General features: G+C 62.7%; 21 protein-coding genes. 9 read left to right on the top strand and 12 right to left on the bottom strand.

Features of this window, described 5'->3' with window-relative positions; genetic code table 11:
- The coding region (locus tag PQG80_RS02185; protein WP_271749483.1) for an ABC transporter ATP-binding protein at positions 1-930 on the top strand (930 nt) is incomplete at its 5' end.
- Positions 927-1,781, top strand: coding sequence for an ABC transporter permease subunit (locus PQG80_RS02180; RefSeq protein ID WP_271749482.1), 855 nt, complete (start codon positions 927-929; stop codon positions 1,779-1,781). The genes PQG80_RS02185 and PQG80_RS02180, both read left to right, overlap by 4 nt.
- Before the next feature lie 84 nt (positions 1,782-1,865).
- On the opposite strand, the gene PQG80_RS02175 is transcribed toward PQG80_RS02180, so the two are convergent.
- Both PQG80_RS02175 and PQG80_RS02170 read right to left on the bottom strand, forming a co-directional pair.
- Complete coding sequence (locus PQG80_RS02175) at positions 1,866-2,384, bottom strand: RDD family protein (RefSeq protein ID WP_271749481.1); 519 nt, start codon at positions 2,382-2,384, stop codon at positions 1,866-1,868.
- 346 nt (positions 2,385-2,730) lie between these two features.
- Positions 2,731-4,620, bottom strand: coding sequence for a beta-L-arabinofuranosidase domain-containing protein (locus PQG80_RS02170; RefSeq protein ID WP_271749480.1), 1,890 nt, complete (start codon positions 4,618-4,620; stop codon positions 2,731-2,733).
- Between the two features lie 212 nt (positions 4,621-4,832).
- Here PQG80_RS02170 and PQG80_RS02165 point away from each other — a divergent pair, with 212 nt between their 5' ends.
- From PQG80_RS02165 to PQG80_RS02140, 6 genes are all read left to right on the top strand, one after another.
- Positions 4,833-5,684, top strand: coding sequence for a helix-turn-helix transcriptional regulator (locus PQG80_RS02165; RefSeq protein WP_271749479.1), 852 nt, complete (start codon positions 4,833-4,835; stop codon positions 5,682-5,684).
- 103 nt (positions 5,685-5,787) lie between these two features.
- Entirely contained in the window at positions 5,788-6,537 is a 750-nt protein-coding gene (locus tag PQG80_RS02160) for a VanZ family protein (RefSeq protein WP_271749478.1), read from the top strand.
- A gap of 222 nt (positions 6,538-6,759) precedes the next feature.
- Positions 6,760-6,966: a hypothetical protein gene (locus PQG80_RS02155; protein WP_271749477.1), complete on the top strand. Its 207-nt coding sequence runs from the start codon at positions 6,760-6,762 to the stop codon at positions 6,964-6,966.
- Entirely contained in the window at positions 6,956-8,215 is a 1,260-nt protein-coding gene (locus PQG80_RS02150; protein ID WP_271749476.1) for a DNA polymerase IV, read from the top strand. The genes PQG80_RS02155 and PQG80_RS02150 overlap by 11 nt, the downstream gene beginning before the upstream one ends.
- Complete coding sequence (locus tag PQG80_RS02145) at positions 8,212-8,742, top strand: YhjD family protein (RefSeq protein WP_271749475.1); 531 nt, start codon at positions 8,212-8,214, stop codon at positions 8,740-8,742. The genes PQG80_RS02150 and PQG80_RS02145 overlap by 4 nt, the downstream gene beginning before the upstream one ends.
- A gap of 118 nt (positions 8,743-8,860) precedes the next feature.
- Positions 8,861-9,550 (top strand): SOS response-associated peptidase, encoded by a 690-nt coding sequence (locus PQG80_RS02140; protein ID WP_271749474.1) that lies wholly within the window; start codon positions 8,861-8,863, stop codon positions 9,548-9,550.
- Between the two features lie 104 nt (positions 9,551-9,654).
- On the opposite strand, the gene PQG80_RS02135 is transcribed toward PQG80_RS02140, so the two are convergent.
- The 5 genes from PQG80_RS02135 to PQG80_RS02115 all read right to left on the bottom strand — a co-directional run bounded on the left by PQG80_RS02135 (position 9,655) and on the right by PQG80_RS02115 (position 15,356).
- Positions 9,655-9,942 carry a stage VI sporulation protein F gene (locus PQG80_RS02135; RefSeq protein ID WP_271749473.1) on the bottom strand — a complete coding sequence of 96 codons (288 nt, stop codon included), beginning with the start codon at positions 9,940-9,942 and terminating at the stop codon, positions 9,655-9,657.
- 114 nt (positions 9,943-10,056) lie between these two features.
- Positions 10,057-12,126: an ATP-dependent DNA helicase RecG gene (gene recG, locus PQG80_RS02130; RefSeq protein ID WP_271749472.1), complete on the bottom strand. Its 2,070-nt coding sequence runs from the start codon at positions 12,124-12,126 to the stop codon at positions 10,057-10,059.
- A 42-nt stretch (positions 12,127-12,168) separates the two neighbouring features.
- On the bottom strand, positions 12,169-13,041 hold the full coding sequence (locus tag PQG80_RS02125) for a DegV family protein (protein WP_271749471.1): 873 nt from the start codon (positions 13,039-13,041) through the stop codon (positions 12,169-12,171).
- Between the two features lie 18 nt (positions 13,042-13,059).
- Positions 13,060-14,889 carry a DAK2 domain-containing protein gene (locus PQG80_RS02120; RefSeq protein WP_271749470.1) on the bottom strand — a complete coding sequence of 610 codons (1,830 nt, stop codon included), beginning with the start codon at positions 14,887-14,889 and terminating at the stop codon, positions 13,060-13,062.
- A 107-nt stretch (positions 14,890-14,996) separates the two neighbouring features.
- Complete coding sequence (locus tag PQG80_RS02115) at positions 14,997-15,356, bottom strand: Asp23/Gls24 family envelope stress response protein (protein ID WP_090115427.1); 360 nt, start codon at positions 15,354-15,356, stop codon at positions 14,997-14,999.
- Positions 15,357-15,540: 184 nt separating this feature from the next.
- Here PQG80_RS02115 and rpmB point away from each other — a divergent pair, with 184 nt between their 5' ends.
- Complete coding sequence (gene rpmB, locus PQG80_RS02110) at positions 15,541-15,729, top strand: 50S ribosomal protein L28 (protein ID WP_271749469.1); 189 nt, start codon at positions 15,541-15,543, stop codon at positions 15,727-15,729.
- Between the two features lie 283 nt (positions 15,730-16,012).
- Here the strand turns inward: rpmB and spoVM are convergent, their stop codons facing one another.
- From spoVM to PQG80_RS02085, 5 genes are all read right to left on the bottom strand, one after another.
- Complete coding sequence (gene spoVM, locus PQG80_RS02105; RefSeq protein WP_020615356.1) at positions 16,013-16,093, bottom strand: stage V sporulation protein SpoVM; 81 nt, start codon at positions 16,091-16,093, stop codon at positions 16,013-16,015.
- A 156-nt stretch (positions 16,094-16,249) separates the two neighbouring features.
- Positions 16,250-16,897 carry a ribulose-phosphate 3-epimerase gene (gene rpe / locus PQG80_RS02100; RefSeq protein ID WP_271749468.1) on the bottom strand — a complete coding sequence of 216 codons (648 nt, stop codon included), beginning with the start codon at positions 16,895-16,897 and terminating at the stop codon, positions 16,250-16,252.
- 3 nt (positions 16,898-16,900) lie between these two features.
- Positions 16,901-17,848: a ribosome small subunit-dependent GTPase A gene (gene rsgA, locus PQG80_RS02095; RefSeq protein ID WP_271749467.1), complete on the bottom strand. Its 948-nt coding sequence runs from the start codon at positions 17,846-17,848 to the stop codon at positions 16,901-16,903.
- Positions 17,845-20,049 (bottom strand): Stk1 family PASTA domain-containing Ser/Thr kinase, encoded by a 2,205-nt coding sequence (gene pknB, locus PQG80_RS02090; protein WP_271749466.1) that lies wholly within the window; start codon positions 20,047-20,049, stop codon positions 17,845-17,847. Before pknB ends, rsgA begins: the two co-directional genes overlap by 4 nt.
- A complete protein-coding gene (locus tag PQG80_RS02085; protein WP_271749465.1) occupies positions 20,046-20,813 on the bottom strand; it encodes a Stp1/IreP family PP2C-type Ser/Thr phosphatase in 768 nt (255 codons plus the stop codon). Before PQG80_RS02085 ends, pknB begins: the two co-directional genes overlap by 4 nt.
- Between the last annotated feature and the right edge of the window lie 2 nt (positions 20,814-20,815).

Genomic DNA, 20,815 nt, shown 5'->3' with positions numbered 1-20,815 from the left:
GGCGTCACGCTACAGGTACCGGAGGGCTGCATCTTCGGCCTGCTGGGGCCCAACGGCGCCGGCAAGAGCACCTTCGTCAAGATGCTCGCCGGCCTTCACCGCCCCGATTCGGGGCGGGCCTCCGTGCTGGGGATGCCTCTTGGACGGCCGGAAGCCAGGCGCAAGCTCGGGTACTTGCCCGAGCTGTTTCGCTTTCAGGACTGGCTGACGCCGGCGGAGGTGCTCCGCTTCCACGGCCAGCTGGGCGGACTGCGGACGCGGGAGACGCGTACGCCCGCCTTTCGCGGGCGTATCCGGGATATCTTGGAGCTCGTCGGCTTGTCGGAGGCCGCGGATCGCCGGGTCGGCGGATTTTCCAAGGGGATGCAGCAGCGCCTCGGCCTCGCCGCCGCCCTGCTCATGGATCCCCAGCTGGTGATTTTGGACGAGCCGGCATCGGCCCTCGACCCGGTCGGCCGCCACGAGATCCGCAGCCTGCTCAAGCGGCTTCGTAGCCAAGGCGTGACCGTGTTCCTGAACACCCATCTGCTCGAGGACGTGGAGGAGCTGTGCGACGAGGCCGCCTTCCTATTCGAAGGGGAGCTGCTGGCCTCCGGTCCGCTGCACAAGCTGCTCGGCCATGCCGGCGACGGCGCGGACGGCGGCTTTAACTGGCGCTTCCGCGTCGGCGGCTGGCTCCCCGGCACGTTGGAGGAGCTGACCGGCGCCGCCAGCGATTCCTTCTCCGCCCGGCTGCGCCTGACCGAGGCCGACGAGGGCGGAGGCGCCCTCCTCTCCGCCCGTCTGACCGACCGGGAGCAGGCCGGCTATCTATGCGCGCTGATCGTCCGCAGCGGCCTGACGCTCTATGAATCCGGTCCCGAATCGGGCGGCCTGGAGGCCTGGTTCCTCCGGATGGCCGAATCCCGCCAAGGAGGCGTCGCGCCATGACCATGTACATCTCCGCGACCTTCAAGGAGCTGACCCGCAAGCGGGTGTTCCTGGTGACGCTTATTTTGACCATCGTCTTTTTGATTATGTTCGGCGTCGGGCTTAAGGCGCTGACGGGCATCGCGGAGCAGGAGCAGGCGGCTGCCGCTTCCGCGGCCGAGCGGCTCATGAACGGCATGCTGCTCATGATACTGGGCCTCTTTTTCGCGCAATTCCTGGCATCCTTCTTCGTGCTCTTCTCCTCGATGGGGACCGTCACGGGCGAACAGGAGACCGGCCTGCTGCTGGCCGTCGCCGCCCGCCCCCTCCCCCGCTGGAAGCTCTATCTGGCCAAGTGGCTGGGGCACGCCGTATGGATCGCAGCCTACAGCGCGGTTCTGTTCGTCGCCATGGTCTCGATCGTCCATGCCGTCACCGGATTTCCGCTGTTTGCCGGGGATTTGCTGCGGGGCTTCGCGCTGTTCCTCTGGATGCCGCTCCTGCTCCTCACGCTGACCATGCTGGGCTCCGTCTATCTGCCGATGCTGGGCAACGGCATTTGCGCCGCGCTGCTGTACGGACTCGCCCTCTTCAGCGGACTGGTCGAAGGGATCTCGAGCGAAGGCGGCACGCATCCGGCGCTGGAGAAGTTCGTCCTGCTGACGGGGCTGCTGCTGCCTACGGACTCTGTCTATCGCAGAAGCTTGTACGAGCTCATGGGCGGATCGGATTGGGCCGGACTCACGGCTACGTATCTAGGTCCTTTTTCCGTGCCGAGCGTGCCCTCCGACGCCTTCCTCCTGTATACCGTCGCGTATGCGGCGGCGATGCTCCTGCTCGGCTGCCGGGCGTTCGGCCGCAAGGATCTGTGATCTCCGGCCGGGCGGTCTAACCATAAAGCGGGCGTATGGCTCTATGCCGCGCGCCCGCTTTTATCGCTGATCCGCCGCCGTGCGTTAGTTCGTTTCCCCGAAGCGTTCCGTTACTTTCGTTTTCGTTAAGCCGTCATGGATCGTCCGTTTACCCTTGCTGGAAAATAACACAACGACGTACAAAATCATCATGATATTCGGAATATAAATGAAATAGGGATGTCCCGGTTCGTCTACGCTCCACCAAGGCTCGGGTACCAATACAATGACGTGGGTAAGCTCCCAAGGAAGCAGCCGGATAAAGGTTCTGCATAACGCTTGACAGAAATTGATTTTCGCACCCTTCTCGTCTCCTACAACGAGTCTTAGCCAGCGCTTCCCCATGGTTTGCCGCTTTTTCATCTCGAAGTATATAAAGTATGCCCACACCGGCAGCGACATGGTAGCCAGCACCCATAATTCGATGTCGGACCCTTCAACTAAAAAATCGAAGGGAAACCCGGACGTCACGGTGTATACCAACCATTGAACGCTGATTAAAATAACGGCAAGCAGCATAAAATCCAGCCAATAAGCGATTAATCTCTTCATGGACAATCTCATGGTTACGCCTCGTTTTATCGTCATTTGGCGTCGTTTCCGCTAACGCTCATTTTCAAATATTCGCGGCGCGCGCCAGCCCTCCTGCGCGCTCCCGGGAAAAAATGCGCCCCTAAAGCGAAATTCGCCGGACCCGCGGTTCGGATTCATTCTATTCGCGCTGTGCCGGTAAGAGGATCTCTACGAACCAACTGCGGATGAACAACAAGCGGGAGAAAACCTGACCTCAGGCTTTCTCCCGCTTGTTTCTCCCGCTTCTCTCTCCCGTTTGTCGTCCCGTCCCCCTCGGCCTAACCGACCGATCTGTATCCATGAGTTGCCGACCGACCGACCGACGTTAAGCCTCGCTTTATGGAAGACGCCGGGCTTCCAGCGGGTGGCCGATGACGGGGAATTCCCCGATTCGCAGCTTGGCGCCGCCGTAAGGCACGAGCTCCAGATCGACGATCGGCTGCCCGTCCGCGTTCGGATGAAGCGGCGGCGTCCCCGCGCTGTTGCCCTCCATTTTCCAGTCGCGGATCAACTGCCCCTTCGCCTTCAGCCGGATGGGCGATTGGCCGGCGGCGAACGGTTGGTAGGCGATGTCGGACCTCTCGACTTCGAATTCGCTCGCGGAGAGCAAGCCGTATTTCCACGGGGAGCCGGGGTAGATTTCCCAATCGTGGAACTTCTCCCGCTTCGTGAGCAGCTGCCAGTTCTCCTGGATCGGCAGTGCGTAGACGAGCGGCCCCCGCTCGACGCTGACCGCATAGAGATTGCGGCTGACCGCGTTGACCGCCATCGGAAGGTTCAGCGCCAGCCGGTCGCCGCTCTCCCATTGGCGCGTCACTTGCGCATAACCGTTGTCGACTTCCAGTTCGACGCGCTCGCCGTTCACGGTCAGCGCCGGCTTCGCGCACCATTCGGGAATGCGCAGCGAGATCCCGAACGCCGCCGGACGGCTCAGCTTGAGCGAGATGGCGACCGATTCGCGGAACGGATAGTTGCCGGACACCTCGAGCTCCGCGATCGTGCCTCGCTCCTCGCCTTCGCCGACTTCGGCCTTCACCGTGCAAGGCGCGTAGGAGATCGCCGCCAGCCCGCCCGCGCGGTCCGTCATCCACAGATGCGAGACGAACTTCGGCCACCCCTGGTGCATATTCGACGTGCAGCAGCCGAAGTGCGGCTCCAGGCCGAACACATTCGCGTCCGCGTCGTTGCTCCAAGCGCGCGGCGCGACGTTGCACATCATCTGGTTCACCTGCTGATCGTACTGGTGGGACGTCCAGTCTCCGGAGATCGCCGCGGGCAGCGCGTTAAACGCGACCTTCTCCAGAATGTCGCCGAACCGGCCTTCCCCGAACACCCGGGTCAACTGCTCCATGGAGAACATGTACTCCACGACGGCGCACAGCTCGACCCCTTGGCTCGGATGCGTGCCGGACAGCCATTCGTCCCCGGAGAACATGCCGTGCGCCTGACCGTGATAAGTCATCAGACTGTCGATGCCCCGGTGCACGGCGTCTCTTTCTCTAGCGTCCCCCGTAAGCTCATACCGCACGCCCGGCGCCTTGATGCCCATCGCGACGTTCACCACATGCGTCTTCAGATCCCACTGCTCGACCTTCCGCCAGAACGGGAAGTCGTGGAACACTTCGGTCCAGCCTGTCGTCTGCCCGGCCACGATCTCGGCGAGTTCCAGGAGAAACGCTTCGTTGGTCCTCCGATGCAGCCACTGGATGCTCAGCAGCATCTCCATGCCGCGGGCTTCCGCCCACTCCAGCAAGGGCTGACCCTCGATCGTCTTATGCGCGTAACGGAAAAACGACGTCATAAACGGGACGACCCGCGGATCCTCGGTTGCTTCCGCGTATTGCGTCATGACCTTGAGCATGATCATGTAGGGCCACCAGTCATGATTTTTGTCTAAGCCGCTAACCATTTCCTTCATCTGCGGACCGAACGAGCCGTCCTCCCGCTGACTAGCGAGCGCCCATTCGATCCAGCGCTGCGCCTTGGCGATCAGCCGCTCGTCTTCCAGCAGGTAAGCGAGCGGGAGCAGCCCGTCCACATAATAAGGACCCCGCTCCCAGCTCTCTCCCTTGCCCCCGAGCCAGCCGTTATCCGCGCCGACGTCCGCCCAATGTTCGTCTAGATGCCCGGTGAATCCGTCCGCTTGAATCCGCAATTGATCGCGCAGCCACTCGCCGGGCTTGATCGCGCCGAGCGGCAACGCTTCGAATGCCGTATAGGTTGTCATCGTCTCGTACCTCGCTTATTCTGAATACGTGCATGAGTCTCTTGTTCGGGACTCGCCTCTGTCGAATATAGCACGCGGTTTCCATGCTCGCCGATAGCCTAACGCACACAAACCTTATCCGATCGCAACATCATACCGACTGCTTGCAGACTTGCCAATCCATTTTCTTTATACTGTATAAAAGAAAGGCCATCGCCGTTGGAGGATACCGAATGTTCCAATTCATCTCTCCGCCCCTGCCGCACTTCATTTTCTGCGGGGAAGACACATACCCTGCGGGCGGACGGCATTCCGATCGCTCCGGGATCGGCGTGTTCGATCTGCTGATCGTGACGCGCGGCTGCCTCTATATGGCCGAGGAGTCGGTGCCGCTCATCATCCCGGCGGGTTCGTTCGCCCTGCTCCGGCCGGACCGCTCGCACCGGACGACGGAGCCTTGCCGGGAGGAGACCCATTTTTTCTGGGCCCACTTCCAGACGCTCGGCAGTTGGCACGAGACGGAAGCCGAGCTTGCCCCGACGGTGCTCCGCCCTGACGACGTTCTTCACGAGATTCATCGCTTCGCCTATTATTTGCCCCGGGCCGGGACATTGCTGTCGCCGGATGCCGCGTACGCTTGGCTGCGTCAGCTGCTTGCCTTGCAATCGCACGCCTCCTCGTCTTCGCAGTGGCGGCAGCAGCTCGTCTTCCAGGAACTGCTGCTGCGCCTGCAAGAAGATACCAAGCTGCCCGAGAGCAACTCCTATCTGAAGATCGCCGGCGAAGCCGCGGCCTTCCTGCGCCGGAATTACCGGGACGCTCTGACTTACAAGGCGATGTCCGAGGCGCTTCATTTTCATTTCAACTACATATCCCTGTGCATGAAGCGCGCCTACGGATGTACGCCCCTCCAGTACTTGACCCGATACCGCGTCGAACAGGCCAAGCGGCTGCTGATCGATACGGACGAATCCGTCGGCCGGATCGCCGAGGAGACCGGCTTCGGCTCCTCCCCGTATTTCGTGCGCTGCTTCAGCCGGCAGGTCGGCACGACGCCGGGGTCGTTCCGGATGCAATTCCGGTGAAAGTGGATCGCTTTTTGACTGGACGATTAAAAGGAGTTAAGATGTCGCAGAAACGCAAGATCGTGCTTACCGCCACCCTACTCTATACCATGGTGATTCTTTGATGGATTTCGTGGATTTCGGAAACATCGCGGCCTTCATCCCTTTCGGCATATTGATTCCCTGGCTATATCGGATCACCTTTATTCGTTTCCTTACCTTGTTCTTCCTGTCCATTCTCGCGTGTGAAACCATCCAGGCGCTAACTTTGCTTGGCAGCTTCGATGTTAACGATGCCATTCAAAATTTACTTGGCGCATCCGTGGGGTTCGGGGCGTACAAGCTGGGAATTCGCACAAAAAACGTTTTGACTCGTATTACCCTCACTGGAATTTCTTGTATCGTCCTTTTCATGGGCGTATGGGGGTTATGCGGGATCGCGGATCAAGCGTTCACCAAAGAAGAAGGTCCCTTCGCGGCTTTAAATGAACTGCAAGACAGCACTGGAAATACATCAAGAGGAACAAAAATATACAGCTTTAACATGAGCGGTCAAAAGGTAGAACCCCGATATAATCTCTTTAGCGTCGAAGGCAAAAAAAGTGAAACGTACACGTATAAGAGCAAGCAGCAGCTTGTTTTCTCATTGTACTATGGAATACCGGATCAAACGGGTGATGGAAGCATAAGCGTTTTAGTCGATGGACGCGAGGTATTATCAAGCTCCGGAATAGATCAACGCAGTTACCCGGAGTTGTTCCCGCAAATGTTCGAAATTCCGATTGAACCGGCAAGCGGGATTACGATAACCATTCGGGGAAATGAAAAAATCTGGGACGTCGGGTATAGGAAGATGATCCATTTCTGGGACTGAGCCGAACCCCGTACACACAGGCACTTCAACTAACCGCCTTTACGGGGCGGTATTTTGGGCTGGAATCAATCAGGCCCCGACACCGCCCAGCAGCCGCCGCCTGGGCTCGCGATCGGACAACCGGTATATTTTAACCCTTGTAGGGAACGCTAGTTCGTATTAAGATAAGAACAAGTGTTCTGAAATTAACCTCGTCTCTCCGAGGCTCAAGGAGGAATCGCCATGCCGGTCAACATCGAAAAATACGTCGGGCAAAGCGTGGAAATTATTTACGAGGACAGCAAAGGGCGCTTCACGCAGCGGACCGTCGCCGTATTCTCGGTGCGCGGGGGCAAGGTGCGCGTGCTGGACTGGGGGAAGCGGGCTTTCCGGACGCTGTCGGCGAGCCGTATCTTGGGCGCCACGCCGGTGAAGCACCATGCCTCCTGAGCGTACGATCTTCCTGATCGACGGCCAGTCCTTCTACGCTTCCATTGAAAAGGCGCGCCATCCCGGCCTCGCGAACAAGCCGGTCGCCGTCGGCGACCCGTCCCGGCGCTCCGGCATCATCCTCGCGGCCTGCCCGATCGCCAAGGCCAAGGGCGTCACGACGGCCGAGCGGGTCGGCGAGGCGCTGGCCAAGTGCCCCGACCTGATCGTCATCCGCCCGCGGATGCAGACGTATATCGGCATCTCGCTGTTCATGACGCAGATCTACGAGGCCTACACGGATCAGGTCGAGCCGTACAGCATCGACGAGCAGTTCCTCGACGTCACGGGCTCGATCCAGGATTACGGACCGCCGGAGCTGATCGCCGGGCTAATCCAGGAACAGGTGAAGCTCTCCACCAATATCAATGTCCGCGTCGGCGTCGGTCCGACGAAGATTCTGGCGAAGATGGCGCTGGACAATTATGCGAAAAAATCTCCCCAGGGCGTATCCGAGCTGTCCTTCGACAAGCTGCCGTCCACGCTCTGGGATCTCCCCGTCCACAACATGTTCATGGTCGGCTCCCGCATGACGCGCCACTTCGTCCGCATGGGCCTCTCCAAGATTGGCGACATCGCGCGTCTCGAGCTGGGCGAGTTCAAGCGGCGGATGCGCCGCGAGATGAAAAAACAGAGCGACATCCAGGCCGAATATTACTGGCAGACGGCGCGGGGCATCGATCCGAGCCCGGTGGTGCCCGGCATCCGGCACAAGCTCAAGTCGATCAGCCACGGCAAGGCGCTGCGCAGCGGCCTGTACCGCAAGCTGGAGGATATCGAAGTGGTCCTGCTCGAGCTCGTCGTGGAGGTATGCCGCCGCACCCGCCGCCACAAGTGCAAGGGCAGCGTCGTCTCGGTCGGGGCGGCGGAGACCGACGGGACGCGCTCGTCCTGGTTCGGCCGCCAGACGCAGCTGTCGCAGCCGACCGCCCTCACCCACGAGGTGGCCGACGCCGCCCTCAGGCTCCTCCGCGAGCATTGGAGCGGCATGCCCGTCAGCCGCTTGACCATCTCCCTCGGCGGACTGACCGACGAGGGCGTCGACCAGCTCGACCTGTTCGAGGACCGTCAGGCGATCTTGCGGATGGAGCGGGCGACCGACTACATCAAGGACCGCTACGGGAGCGACGCCATCATGCGGGCGTCCTCGCTGCTCGGGGCGGGCGTGGCGAGAGAGCGGGCCGGGCAGATCGGGGGCCACTACAAATGAGCAAGCTCGACGGCAACGACCGCTGGAATTCCAAGCTGCTGCTCACCGAGCATCACGAGCAGTACGAGGAGGATCACGCCGCCCCGCAGGCGTCCGGCCACCCGAGCGCCGAGGAGCTGCGAATGATCCGGGACGTCATCGTGCTGCCGCATATGCTCACGATGGTACAGCGAGGCATGGAGGAGTGCGAGCGCTCGGCCAATCTGCTCAACCGGTTGACCCTGACAGGCGCCCAAGTGCTGCTCAACCTGATCACCCGGGACCTGCATGAGCTCCGCCGGGAGATGAGCAGCCGGCGCATCCGGCTGCTGAACGTCGACGAGCAGGTGGACCTCGTCATCTATCACCGGTATGTATGCCGCGGGTACGAAGAACGCTTCGGCATCGTGCGGGAGGTGCTCCGCTCGGAGATCAGCGTGCAGCTCGCGCGGTATATGGGCGAGATCGCGCGGCAGCTGCGGCTGCTCGACAGCAAGGAGATGCGGGCGGCCCGCCGCTCCCCCGTCGCCCCCGGAGGTATTCCCTGAGGACGGCCGAGACCCGGTTTCCGGCGTTCGCGCTCCCCTCTTCGCTTTCCCGCGGCCGTTGCGATATACTACTTTCCAAAGAGCCTGTCCGGCGCGAGAAAAAAGAGGTGGCAAGCGGATGTGCGGACGCTATACGATCACGATTTCGTTCGAGGAACTGCTCGCTTATTATGCGGCCGACGACTCCGCCGGGTCGCCCTACGGCCCCAGATACAATATCGCGCCCGGGCAGATGGTGCCGGCGATCGTGAACGACGGCGCCCGCAACCGGCTCGGACTGCTCAAGTGGGGCCTCGTGCCGCCTTGGGCCGACGACCCGAAGGTCGGGAGCAAGATGCTGAACGCCCGGGTCGAGACCGTCGCGGAGCGGCCGGCGTTCCGCGAGGCGTTGCGCCGCAAGCGATGCCTGGTCCCGGCCGACGGCTACTACGAATGGCGCCAGGCCGCGGACGGCAAGCGCCCGATGCGAATCCGGCGCCAGGACGGCGCCCTGTTCAGCATGGCCGCGATCTATGAGTCGTGGACCGCGCCGGACGGCACGAAGCTAAGCACCTGCGCCATTCTGACCGCCCCGGCCCGGGGGCAGCTCGCGGACATCCACGACCGCATGCCGATCATCTTGAACCGGCGGGACGAGGCCGCGTGGCTCGACCGCAGCATCCAGCGGCCCGATCAGGTGCTGCAGCTGGCGATCCCGCTGGACCCGGCGCTGCTGGCCGTCGAGCCGGCGAATCGCCGGGTCGGCAACGTCGCCAACGACGACCCCGGCTGCCTCGAGCCGGACGACGAACAAGGCGAGCTGTTCTGAGGCTCGCGCCAGCCCAAAAGCCCCTCATTTCCGGATGGTGCCGGAAATGAGGGGCTTTTGTGTGCAAGGCGATCGGGCGTGATTGGCCTCCCCGCGGCGACAGCCTACCGGAACATTGCCCATAGCTTGATGAGATGGAGCGTGCTCTTCGGATCAATCTTCTGCGCGATGACGAAGTTCGTCAACTGCTCCTCCTGCAGATCCGTCAGCGGCTCGCCGAGCACCTTGGCCGACGATTTGACGAGACGCTTGACCTTGGCCCGATCCTGCAGGTCGCTTTTGGTCACGCCGTCGAGCAGCGCCTTGATTCTATCCTTCGTGGCCGAATTTTTCATCTTGAACTTGACGCGCTCCACCAGATCCGGACGTATGCCGAACTTTTGCCAGCTCACAGCTGCCCACTTCCCTTCGCGAGGCTCCTATATTGTATGCGCCAAACGAAGGGAAATGTCCGTGGGACGCGCGACCGGCCAATCGGGCGAATCGGGCGAATCCCGGCCGGGCGGCTAGTCCAGCGGCTCGCTGTAGTCCGGCGCCTCGCGCCGCAGATAGTCGCGCAGGCCCGCGTAGGCCTGCGAAGTCCAGAACGACGGCTCGCCCGTGAGCGCGGCCGCATCGTCGCGCGCCTGTTCCAGCGTCTCGAAGTCGTTCATGAGATTGGCGAGCCTGAACTCCGGCACGCCGCTCTGCTTCGTCCCGAAAAACTCGCCGGGTCCCCGAAGCTCGAGGTCCCGCCGCGCGATCTCGAAGCCGTCATCCGTGTCGGTCATCGCCTGCATGCGCTCGAGCCCGTTCTCCGACTTCGGATCGGCGATGAGCACGCAGTACGATTGATGGTCGCTCCGCCCGACCCGGCCCCGCAGCTGGTGCAGCTGCGACAGCCCGAAGCGGTCCGCGTCCATGACGATCATGAGCGTGGCGTTCGGCACGTCGACGCCGACCTCGACGACGGTCGTCGAGACGAGCACCGTCGACTCGCCGGCCGCGAACTGCCCCATCGCCGCATCCTTCTCCGCCGAAGTCATACGAGCGTGCAGCAGTCCGATCGCAAGGTCCGGCATCGCCTGCCGCAGCTGCATGTGCAGGTCGATCGCGTTCTGCACGTCGAGCTTCTCGGACTCCTCGATGAGCGGGCAGATAAAGAACGTCTGCCGCCCGATCTCCGCCTCGCGCCGGATGAAGCCAAGCACGCGGTCCATCTTGTCGTGCTTCACCCAGTACGTCAGAATCGGCTTGCGCCCCTGCGGCCGCTCGCCGATCGTCGACACGTCCATATCGCCGAATACGGTGATCGCGAGCGTGCGCGGGATCGGCGTCGCCGTCATCATGAGCACGTCGGGATTCAGCCCCTTGCGTCGGAGGATGCTGCGCTGGTTGACGCCGAAGCGGTGCTGCTCGTCCGTCACGACAAGTCCGAGCCGCCTGAAAAAAACGTCCTCCTGAATGAGCGCATGCGTACCGATCACGATGTCGATGAGGCCCATCTGCAGCGAAGCCAGGATGTCGCGCCGCTCCCGCGCAGTCGAACTGCCGGTCAGCAGGGCGACCTGCACGCCGTACGGCTCGAACAGCCGGCCGAGCGACCTGGCATGCTGCTCCGCCAAAATCTCCGTCGGCACCATGAGCGCGCCCTGACAGCCGTCCTTGACGGTGGCGTACAGCGCTATAGCGGCCACGACCGTCTTGCCCGAGCCGACGTCGCCCTGCAGCAGCCGGTTCATCGCGTACGGACGCTTCATGTCGCGCATAATCTCGTTGACGACGTTTTTCTGCGCGCCGGTCAGCTCGAACGGCAGATTGGCCGCGAACGCGCGGATGTCGTCGCTGCTGATCTTGTGCGCGATGCCGTCGGGCGCCTTACGGTTCATCGCGCGGTACGCCTGCAGCCGCAGCTCGAACAGGAACAGCTCCTCGTACACCATGCGGCGGCGGGCCTCCTGGCCTTCGTTCGTGTTCTCCGGCCGGTGGATGCGATGAATCGCCTCCCGCCTCGGCATGAGGTCGTGACGGTCCAGCAGCTCGGGCGGCAGCAGCTCGGGGATCAGCGAGCCGTACTGCGTGAGCGCCAGCTCGATGCGCTGCCGCAACCAGGCTTGCGTCAGACTGCCGCCAATCGAGTACACGGGCTGTAGCGTGCCGGTGCGGCCAGCGCCCTTGTCGGGGAACTCGGACTCCGCCACGGTGAGCTGGCGCCGCCGCTGATCCCACTTGCCCGTCAGCACGATATCCCGGCCGACCTCCATCTGATCCTTCAGGAACGCGCGGCCGAACCAGACGGCCGTCAGCAGCAGCCCCTCCACCGTCACCCGGCAGAGCAGACGGGACTTGCCGCCGAACCGCTGCAGCGACGGAGGCGTCTCGATCCGACCCTGCACGGTGATCTTCTCTCCGTCCTTCACCTCGTGAAGCGGACGCACCCTATAGTCCTCATAGCGGAACGGGTAATATTCGATCAGCTCGCCGACCGTAGAAACACCCAAGGCGTGAAGCTCCCCCGCCTTGGGGGCGCTCACGCCTTTGATCTTCGTGACCGGTATGGCGAACAGATCCGTCTCTCCTGCGGATAATTCAGCCATTCTCCATCAACTCCGAATCGCGCCGCCGGACGGCCGTCGTCTTTAGACGACCTGGCCCGCGCCGGCGGGAAATACGAACAAGCCTACAGTCCCCGGACCGGCATGCGTGCCGATCACGGCGCCGACCTCCGAGCGCCGGAACCCCTTCACGTCGAAACGGGAGCGGAGCACCTCCACCAGATCGTCCGCCGCTTCGACGTCGCCGGGGGTATCCACGACCGCCAGATCGATGGCCGCGCCAGCTCCGAGCTCGGACTCGAGCAGCTCCACGATCCGCGCGAAGGCGCGTTTCTGGCCTCTGACCTTGTCGATAGGGGAGATGACGCCGTCGTCGCCGATCGTGAGAATCGGCTTAATATTAAGCAAGGTGCCAAAGACGGCTGCCGCCTTGCCGATCCGGCCGCCCTTCTGCAAATATTCGAGCGTGTTCACGAGGAAGTACAGGCGCATCTCCTTGCGCAGCCGCAGCACCTCCGCGGCGACCTCCTCCCGCGATGCGCCGCGGGCGGCCAGCTCGGCGGCGGCCACGACAAGCGCGCCGTATCCGTACGACGCCGATTTGGAGTCGATCACGGTAACCTGGCTGTCGTCGTCCAGCATCGACCTCGCGATCGTGGCCGACTGGTAGGTACCGCTCATCGCCGAGGACAGGTGGACCGACACGACCGACTTTCCCTCCGCGATCAACCGCTCGTACACCTCGAGGAATTGCGCCGGCGAAGGCTGGGAAGTCGTGGGCAGCGCGCTCGCGCTCTTCAGCTTATCGTAAAATTGGGCGGGCGACAGCGTAACGTTGTCCAGGTAGCTCTCTTCGCCGAAGACGACGCGCAGCGGCACCATCTCGATGCCCAGCCGCTCCCGCATCTCCAGCGGAATGTCTGACGTGCTGTCCGTAACTAAAACAACCTTGCTCATCGCAGCCACCTCCCGCTTCTAATCCGACTTTTCCACCATGATCAGGTATGGATACAAATTCTGGCCGCCCTCGTGCTGCTCCACTTCGGCATCCGGATAAGTCTCCCCGAGCCAGGCGATGAGTCCGGCCGTATCGCCGTCCCCGGCGCCTTCGCCCGAGAGCAGCATCACCGTCTCGTCGCCGCTCGCGAGCATGCGCGCCAGCAGGCCCTTGGCGGCCGCCGGAACCGTCGGCTCCGAAGCGACGATCTGTTTGTCCAGGATGCCGATGTAATCGCCGCCCCGAATATCGATGCCATCCATGACGGTGTCCCTCACCGCGCGGGTCACCGAGCCGGTGAGCACGCGCTCGATCGCCCGCAGCATGCGGTCTTCGTTCACGGCCGCCGGCTGCTCCTCTTGGAAAGCGAGCATCGCGGCCAAGCCCTGCGGGATGCTGCGCGTCGGAACGACCGTCACCGGCCGGTCCGCCAGCTCCTGCGCCTGCTTCGCGGCCAGCAGGATGTTGGCATTGTTCGGCAGCACGAAGATATGGTCCGCGGCCAGCGAAGAGATCGCCTGTACGAGATCCTCGGTGCTCGGGTTCATGCTCTGCCCGCCCGAGATGATCGCGTCGACGCCGAGGCTGCGGAACAGCTCGTCGTTGCCCTCGCCCACGCTGACTGCGACGACGCCGAAGTCGGCCATCTCGTACGCGACCGGATGCGCCGGCTCGACCGCTTGCGTGGCGGCTTCGGCCGCCCTAAGCTCGGGCATGTCGGGAATGCCCGACGCCGCCTCGTGCCCCATCGGATCGGCGGCCTCGCCCGCCGCCTCCGCGCTCGCCGCCGGATGCAGCAGGTCGCGGTGCTGGTCGCGCATATTCAAGATGTGAAAGTTCGTCAGCTCGCCGTATGCGAGCGCCGCGTTCAGCACGTCTCCCGGACGCCGCGAGTGCACGTGCACCTTGACGATGTCGTCGTCCGCGATCAGGATGATCGAATCCCCGTCCCGTTCGAGCGCCTTGCGGAAGGACGCCTCGGAATAGGCCGAGCGACCCGGCAAGCGAATAAAGAACTCCATGTCATAAGGAAACTGGATGGATTCGGTCGCGAGCCTCGCCTGTGCCGAAGAAGCCTGGGACACGGCGGGCTTGGATACGGGCGCCGGCGCGGCGGGCGCGGTCCCGGACGCCGACGGGTAGGTCGTCCATCCGTCCGCATACGGAGCGGTCGCCGCTCCCTGCGTCCGTCCGTTCATCAGAAAGTGCACGAAGCCCTCATAGATGAAGACAAGCCCCTGCCCGCCAGAATCGACGACGCCGACCTGCTTCAGCACCGGCAGCATATCCGGCGTGCGGGCCAGCGTCTCGGCCGCTTTGTCGTGCACCTCGCCCATCCACTCGGCGATATCCTCGGTACGCCTCGCGATCGATTCGCCGTGCCTTGCGGCTTCGCGCGCGACGGTGAGGATCGTACCCTCGACCGGCTTGACCACCGCCTTGTAAGCGGTATCAACTCCTTGCCTTAATGCGGCTGCGAACAAGGGCACGGTAATCTCCCGCTGGCCGGCGACCGCACGGGCAAACCCGCGGAACAGCTGCGACAAAATAACGCCCGAGTTGCCGCGCGCGCCCATCAGAAGACCCTTCGACAGCACTTCGGCGGCGCGGCCGATCTCTTGCGAAGGTTTATTTTTTAATTCGGCCACTCCGGCCGTCATTGTCAAGTTCATATTGGTGCCCGTATCGCCGTCCGGGACGGGAAATACGTTAAGCGCGTTAATGAGCTCCGCCTGCTGCGAGAGCCGCTCCGCGCCGGCCAGCACCATGGCCGACCATTCGCTTCCGTTCAAAAGCCGCGTAGTCAATGAAATTCCCCTTTTCGAAGGCGCGACGCCGGCCTCTCCGTCCGGAGAGCCCGGCAAGCCAAGGTGAGATCGGATAATCGCGCAGGTAGTTACGATCCGGTCTTCGCCTAGCGAATGACGCGCACGCCCTGAACGAAAATGTTCAGGCGGTCCACGGCAATCCCGACGACTTCCTCCAGCACGTACTTTACTTTCGATTGAATATTGTGGGCGACCTCCGAGATCTTCGTGCCGTAGCTGACGATCACGTACAGATCCAGATGGAGCTCTTCCCCTTCGCGGCGCACTTCGACGCCCCGCGCGAGATTCTCGCGGCCGAGCAGCTCGGCGATCCCGTCCTTCAGTTGCTTCCTGGAGGCCATACCGACAAGGCCGTAGCAGTCGAGCGCCGCCGAACCTGCGATGACGGCGATGACTTGATCGGCCACGTCGATTTTGCCGTTTTCCGTCGATAGCTGCATAGGCATGGCCACACGCTCCTTTGGCGGTTCTCTGACGCCGTCCCGACGGACGGCTCCATGGGTGAACCTTTTCCCATTGTACTATAAAAAAGAATCGGTTTGAAGTCAGGTTATGACATTGCAAGGCGCTTGGGCCTGTGTTATGATAGGAAAAGTGTGTTGCAAGGTCTTGTCAGGGAGGTGGATTTACATGGCTCGCAAATGTTATATTACGGGGAAGAAGCCGGGTTCCGGCAACAACGTTTCCCACGCCAACAATCATAACAAACGCTCTTGGGGAGTCAACGTGCAGAAGGTTCGCATTTTGGTGAACGGCAAGCCGAAGCGCGTTTACGTCAGCACTCGCGCCCTGAAGTCCGGCAAAGTCACTCGCGTATAATTGAACTGCCTGCCCGCTTCGGCGGACGACAGCCCATGGCAAAAGCACCTGGACCTCCAGGTGCTTTTTGTTTTGGCGAACTTTTTATCCGCATGCGAGAAATATCGCGCATCTCCTACCGTATAGCGACCCGCGGCGCGGCGTTCGCCGGGCCGTCCGGCCGAAGCCGGCGCTCCCTGCGACGCGGGCTTCCCGGATACGCCCGCTTCTCTCGCGGGGCGGCCCGTTCCGGGGACGGGTACACGAGCCTTGCAAGGCCGCGGAATCCATCGCCCGGGGGGCTTCAGCTTTTCTGAAACGTATTCAGGATCGCCTTGACGAATCCGCCCAAAAACTTCGGCAGCCTGATGGTGTAAAACTTCATCGTTCCCACCCCTCCTCCGGTCCGATGCGTTGCCCGCGGCCCTACGGGCCTTGCATGGGGCGGCGCGACGCCCGGGTGGCGCGCGCTGTTGATAGATATGTATGCGCGGGCGGAGTTGTCCTATTCCAGCGGACAAACGAAAGGGACCGACCGAAGTCAGTCCCTGAGCGAAGCGATGGCCGCCGCGCGATCCGCGTGGCCGAATACATAGTTGCCCGCGACGAGCACGTCCGCCCCCGCCTCCCGGACGAGCCGGGAGGTCTCCGCGTTGATGCCGCCGTCCACTTGGATGTGCACGTGGCCCCTTCCGCGCGCGACGAGCGTCTGCCGCAGCTGCCGGATCTTGGGCAGCATGCCGTGGATAAAGGACTGGCCGCCGAACCCGGGATTGACCGTCATAATCAGAATTAGATCGACGTCGTCCAGCACGTAATCGAGCACGGATAGCGGCGTATGCGGGTTCAGCGCCACTCCGGCGCCCCGTCCGAGCTCGCGGATCGCGTGCACGGTCCGGTGCAGGTGCGTGCTGGCCTCGGCATGTACCGTAATCCGGTCCGCGCCGGCCGCAGCCACGTCCGCCAGCAGACGGTCCGGCGTGTGTACCATGAGGTGGGCGTCGAAGGTCAGCTTCGTGCAGGAACGGATCGCGGCGACCACCGGCGGGCCGAAGGTCAGGTTCGGAACGTACTGCCCGTCCATGATATCGATGTGAATCCAGTCCGCGCCGCTCGCTTCCGCGACGCGAACCTCCTCTCCGAGCCGAGCAAAGTCGGCGGACAGGATCGAGGGTGCGATAATCGCCATGCTCTAGTACCTCCGCGCTTTTTCTTTCCATTCGATCATGAATTCTTTGTAATGCGCATACCGGCTCTCCGCGATGCCGCCGTCCGCAAGCTCGGCCAGCACCGCGCATCCGGGCTCGTGCACGTGCGTGCAGCCTCTGAACTTGCAGCCTTGCGACAGCTCGCGGAACTCGCGGAAGCAAGAGCCGATCTCGTCGATGCCGAGCTCCTGAAAATCCAGCTGGCTGAACCCCGGCGTGTCGGCGACAAATCCGCCGTCCGGCAATTCTACCAGCTCTACATGGCGCGTCGTGTGCTTGCCGCGGCCCAGCTTCTCGCTGATTTCGTTCGTCTCCATCTCGAGTCCGGGCACGAGCGCATTGAGAAGCGAGGACTTGCCGACGCCCGATTGGCCCGCGAATACGTTGACGTGCCCGTCAAGCAGACCGCGCAGTTCTTCGAGGCCTGTGCCCTGTCGCGCGCTGACCGCGAGCACGCGATACCCGATGCCCTCGTAGAGGGCCACCGCGTCGTCGATGTCGCCCCCGATGCGGCCCGCGTCCTCGGATCGCTCGGCGGCGTCGAGCTTGGTTAAGACGATGAGCGCGTCCATGCCCGCATGCTCGATATGCACGAGAAACTTGTCGAGCAGCTGCAGATTCAGCTCGGGCCGGATCACGGAAAACACGAGCACCGCCTGATCCGCGTTGGCGACGGGCGGCCGGATCAATGCCGACGATCTGGGCAAAATGCCGTTGACCGCACCTTCTCCGTTTTCCGTCTCCTCATAGACCACTTTGTCCCCGACGAGCGGGGACTCTCCGCGCTTCTTAAAGATGCCCCGCGCCCTGCATTGGAGCGTCACGCCGCGCATGTCGTCCCGCACGTAATAATAACCGCTAAGCGCCTTGACGATGATGCCTTGGCGCTCCGCCGACGGGGGTTGCGTCACGCTGTCACCGCTTTTTTTCATCGGCTTGCCTCGCCCTTTGGTTTGTCCTTGCCTTTGTCATGGCCTTTTTCCTTCCCGGGGCCAACGGCGGCAGTCTGGTCGCCCGCATCGCCGCCTGGGCCGTCCGTATTTTCATTGCCGGGGTCTTCCTCGTTCATCACATCGTCCGCTGGCGTCTCGGGCGGCGGCGTGATCTCCTCGGAAGGCGTCGGCGTAGGCGTAGGAGTAGGCGTCTGCTCTTCGTCCGCGTACGGCACCCGGATTCTGTCCAGGAATTGATCGTCGCGGTAAACGGTGATCTGGCCCTCTTTATCCGGGGATACGACAAGGTTGATCGGGAACGTCTGCGTCGTCTTGATCTTCTTGGTTCCCCACTCGCTGTCGCCTCTCGCGTCCGTCAACAGAATCTTGATCGTGCTCGGCTGTCCTTCGACCGCGGGAGATACCGTCACGTTCCAGGTCTTCTCCTTGGCGTCCGCCGGATAACCGCTGCTGATCCAGATCGTCACCTCGGTGCCCGGCGTCACGAGCTCGTTCTGTTCGGCAGGGAACTGCTTGAACACCTTGCCTTTGGTCGTGTAGCTCGGCTCCTGCAGCACCTTGTCATTAGGCAGCGCGAGATTGCGCTTGGTCAGCTCGGCGCGCGCCTCGGACAGCGACATGCCGATCAGGTTCGGCATCGGGAACGATTCGGGTCCCTTGCTGACGTTCAGCGTGATCGTGTCGTTCTCCGGATCGTAAGTGCCGCCGGACGCCGGCGTCTGGCTGAGCACCGTGCCCGCCGGGACTTCGCCGTCGAACTGTTCGACCTTCTCGATGTTCTGGGCGCCCTGGGCCTTCAGCGCCTCGACCGCGTCGTCGTACAGCTTGCCCGTATAGTCGTCCAGCGTCGGCAATTCCTTGCCCAGGCTCACGGTCAGCGTGATCATCGAGCCTTTTTTGACGGGCATATCCTGCTTGCTCTGCCGGATGACAAGGTCCTTCTCCACAGTCTCGCTGGGCTCGTACATAATCGGATCCGCAACCGCGAGGCCCGCCTTTACCAGCTCGGCCGTCGCTTCTTCCAGCTTCATGTTCACCACGGTCGGCACCTGCACGTCCGGCGATGCCAACGAGCCTTTCAATGCAAAAATAGCCCAAATCAGGATGCCGATCAATATAGCGGCGATAATGCCGAACACAGTGGGCAGCACCCACTTCTTCCGTTTGCGCTGCTTGTCCGCGACGCCGGCGCGGCGCCCGCCTTCTTCCGGTTCGGCGTTACTAGAACCTGCGCCCTTGCCGGCCAGCGTCTCCTGCGCAGAAGAACGCATCTCCGGCCGGATCGCCGGGATGACGCGGGTCTGCTCCTCCTCGTCGGCGTCGCTCGGGAAGTGCACCCTCGGCTCGTTCAGCCGCTGCGGCTGCAGGCTGGTCGCCAAGTCGTCGAGCATATCCTGCGCGGACGCATACCGCTCGAGCGGATTTTTGCGCATCGATCGCAGGATCACGTTCTCCACGCTCTGCGGAATCGACGGATTGACGAGCCTCGGATCCTCGAAGGGCTCCTGCAGATGCTTCAGCGCGACGCTGATCGGACTCTCGCCGAGGAACGGAAGCCTGCCTGTCAGCATCTGGTACAGAACGATACCCAGCGAATAGATGTCCGATTTCTCGCCGGTGGCCACGCCTTTAGCATGCTCCGGAGAGAAGTAGTGCACCGAGCCGACGACGGAGCCCGTCTGCGTAATCGTCGACGACGTAGCGGCGCGCGCGATGCCGAAGTCCGTCACCTTCACGCGGCCGTTAGTGCCGATCAGAATGTTGTGCGGCTTGATGTCGCGGTGAATGATCTGGCTCTGATGCGCGTGGTCGAGCGCGTCGCAGATCTGGGACGCGATGCGCACGGCCTCGTTCACCGGCAGCGGCGCGCGCTCCCGGATGATCTCGTTCAGGTTCGCCCCGTCGATATATTCCATCACGATATAGTGGGTGTCTTCTTCCTGGCCCACATCGTAAATGCTGACGATATTCGGGTGTGACAGCGCCGCCGCGGACTGCGCTTCGCGCCGGAACCGGCGGACGAACTCGTCGTCGTGCATGAACTGCTGCCGGAGCACCTTGACCGCGACGAAGCGGTTCAGCAAAATGTCGCGGGCTTTGTAGACGAGCGCCATGCCCCCGCCGCCCACGCGGCTGAGCAGCTCGTACCTGCCGCCCAGCAAATGTCCGATCGCGCTCATGACGTTCCTCCATCCCGCGTCCCGGTCTCCGCCTCGTATTCGATCAGCGCGACCGTTACGTTGTCGTCGCCGCCGGCGGTGAGCGCCAGCGCGATCAGACGATCGGCGCGCTGATCCAGCGTGACGCCTTCTATGTTCAGCGTATCAAGTATAAGTTCCTTTTCGACCAGCGCGCTCAGCCCGTCGCTGCAGATCAATAGACGGTCGCCCGGCAGCATGTCGATGCGCTGCAGGTCGACGGACACGTCCGCGTCCGTGCCGAGCGCGCGCGTAAGTACGTTGCGCCGGGGGTGGTTGGCGGCCTCCTCCCGGCTGAGTTGACCCGAACGGGTCAGCTCGTTGACGAGCGTGTGGTCCTCGGTCAGCTGCTCGATGGCGCCGCCGCGGACCCGGTAGGCGCGGCTGTCGCCGATATGCCCGATCAGCCCCTCCCGCTCGTCAAGAAGGGCGACGACGACCGTCGTGCCCATGTTATGATATTGCGGATGCTTCGAAGCGGTCTCGAACACGGCTGCATTCGCCGCGAGCACGATCGCCTTCAGCTGCTCCTCCGCCTCGAACGCCGAGATGACGCCTTCCCAGGCCGAGAGCGACCGCGACAGGCTGTCGATCGCCAGCGTGCTGGCGACGTCGCCCGCATTGTGGCCGCCCATGCCGTCCGCCACGGCGGCGGCCGTAAGGCCGCCGGGCGTCGTACCGACCCAAGCCCGGTCTTCGTTCAACTGCCTGACGCGTCCGATATGACTCCGCAAAGCCGTCTTCAAGC

The sequence above is a fragment of the Cohnella rhizoplanae genome (assembly GCF_948329515.1).
Lineage (GTDB): Bacteria > Bacillota > Bacilli > Paenibacillales > Paenibacillaceae > Cohnella > Cohnella rhizoplanae.
The sequence above is the reverse complement of the archived record's forward strand: the minus strand, read 5'-3'. Positions and strand labels throughout refer to the sequence as shown.